This window comes from Propionivibrio sp., from assembly GCF_049316945.1.
GTDB lineage: Bacteria > Pseudomonadota > Gammaproteobacteria > Burkholderiales > Rhodocyclaceae > Propionivibrio.
On the sequence record NZ_JBMOJE010000328.1, the window covers coordinates 1 to 2,288 of the forward strand.

Genomic DNA, 2,288 nt, shown 5'->3' on the forward strand with positions numbered 1-2,288 from the left:
CAGCAAGATTTTGTGGCCATGGTGTCGCACGAGTTTCGCACGCCGCTGGCGATCATCAATACCTCGGTGCACCATGTGGCGCAAAGCCTGGATGCCTCGCAGGGCAGGAGCCTTGAGCGCTGCACCAACATCAAGGAATCGGCGCGGCGCATGAGCGACCTGATGGATGAGTACCTTTCGCTTGACCGCGTCGAGAGCACCACCCAGGCCCTGAACCTGACCCTCTGCGATATCAGCGAAGTGGTGGCCGGCGTGGTGGCCGAGTGGCCGTCCAATAGGATTGAGCTGATTGCGACGGCGGTGCCGCCAAGCTTGCAATGCGACTGGAAGTTGATGCAGGTGGCGTTGCGCAACCTGATCGGCAACGGGTTGCGCCATTCACCGCCCGACGCGCCGCTGCGCTTGTGGGTTCGCGGCCAGCCGGGGGGCGGCGTTCATATCGAGATCAACGACACCGGCAGCGGCATCCCCGATGATGAGATTGGACGGGTGTTTCAGAAATATTTTCGCGGTCGCGGCGCGCTGGGCAAAGCAGGTGCCGGGCTCGGGCTCTATCTGGTGGATCGTATTGCGCAGCTGCATGGCGGCCGGGTCAAAGTGCAGACCATGCCGGATCACGGCAGCCGATTTACTCTGATACTGCCGGGGCCGGGTTTGCCGTGATTTGTGCCCATACCAGGACTGCTGAGATCACAATCCAGGCCGGTCGATTTGATCGGGCGCTGCTTCGCCTTCCCTTGGCGGGCAGCGACCACTATTGGTGCCGAGCGGCAGCAATCTTACCTTGGAGCGGTCAGTCGGTATGCTGATGTCAAGAGACCGCTTGCAGTCTTAAAGCACTCATTCGGGAATTGAGAGCCACCGTCCCTTGATGGCCGGTTTGAGCCACGATCAAAAATTGAGCGGCAGCAAACCGAGATTCAAAACTCGGCGCCTGCGATACGGCGATCAGGAGACGGCGAGCATCCGTTCCAGCGAAATCTTCGCCAGCTTCGCTTCGTGTTCCGGCACGCTGATCTGGTTCACCACCTTGCCTTCGACCAGGTTCTCCAGCGTCCATGCCAGGTGCTGCGGATCGATGCGCTGCATGGTGGAGCACATGCAGATGGTCGAGGCCATGAACTGCACGGTCTTGCCCTCGTGCTTCACTTCCTGCGCCAGGCGCTCGACCAGGTTGAGTTCGGTGCCGACCAGCCAGCGCGTATTGGGCGGCGCGGCCTTCACCGTCTGCAGGATGGTTTCGGTGCTGCCGATGTAGTCGGACTGCTTGCACACTTCGAAGCTGCACTCGGGGTGCGAAATGACAAAGCCATCCGGATGCTGGTTCCTGAACTTGATGATGTCCTTCGGCTGGAACATCTGGTGCACCGAACAGAAGCCGTGCCAGAGGATGATCTTCGCCTTGGCGATCTGCTCGCGCGTGAGGCCGCCCTGTTCCAGGTCGGGATTCCAGATCACCATTTCGTCGAGCGGGATGCCCATCTTGTAGCCGCTCCAGCGACCGAGGTGCTGGTCGGGGAAGAACAGCACCTTCTCGCGCTGGGCGAATGACCATTCGAGGATCTTCGGCGCATTGCTTGATGTACAAACGATGCCGCCATGCGCGCCGCAGAAAGCCTTGAGGTCGGCCGCAGAATTGATGTAGGTGACGGGCGTTACTTTTTCATCGGGATCGAGCACGGCGGAGAGTTCGCGCCAGGCGCGCTCGACCTTGGCCAGGCTCGCCATGTCGGCCATGGAACAACCGGCGGCAAGATCCGGCAGGATGGAAATCTGTTCGGGGCGCGAGAGGATGTCGGCCACTTCGGCCATGAAATGCACGCCGCAGAAGACGATGTGCTTGGCCTCCGCCTGCGAGGCCAGGCGCGACAGCTTGAGCGAATCGCCGGTGATGTCGGCGTGGGCATACACGTCTGCGCGTTGGTAATGGTGGCAGAGCAGGACGACGTCCTTGCCGAGCTTCGCCTTCGCGGCGCGGATGCGCTCGGCGGCATCATTGTCGGCGAGGCTGTTGAAGCGGTCGAAGGAGATGGTGGCGGTTTGCATGGTGGTATCCGTTTTCTGCTGGAGCCGTCTTGAACTCTAAGGGCGGGCTATGAACCAAGGTTTCGTCATTCCCGCGAAAGCGGGAATCCAGCGGCGTTCGCAGACAAAAACACTGGGTTCCCGCTTTCGCGGGAACGACGGGAATTGCTTTTTCAATGTGCCTTCATGAATTCATCACTGCACTAGCTTTGGTGCCAGGGCAGGCCGCAGACGGATAGGCCATACAACCGCACGAGCCGCAG

The 2,288-nt window shown here is 60.6% G+C and carries 2 protein-coding genes; one reads left to right on the forward strand and one right to left on the reverse strand.

The window, feature by feature from the left end:
- Positions 1 to 663 (forward strand): sensor histidine kinase (locus tag ACOYNV_RS27660; RefSeq protein ID WP_422903037.1); only part of this gene is annotated, 663 nt, incomplete at its 5' end.
- Positions 664 to 948: 285 nt separating this feature from the next.
- Here the strand turns inward: ACOYNV_RS27660 and nadA are convergent.
- Complete coding sequence (gene nadA, locus ACOYNV_RS27665) at positions 949 to 2,046, reverse strand: quinolinate synthase NadA (protein ID WP_422903038.1); 1,098 nt, start codon at positions 2,044 to 2,046, stop codon at positions 949 to 951.
- Positions 2,047 to 2,288: the final 242 nt, after the last annotated feature.

Excerpts from the sequence above, each read along its gene's own strand:
- nadA (WP_422903038.1), bottom strand. The coding sequence starts at position 2,046 with ATGCAAACCGCCACCATCTCCTTCGACCGCTTCAACAGCCTCGCCGAC.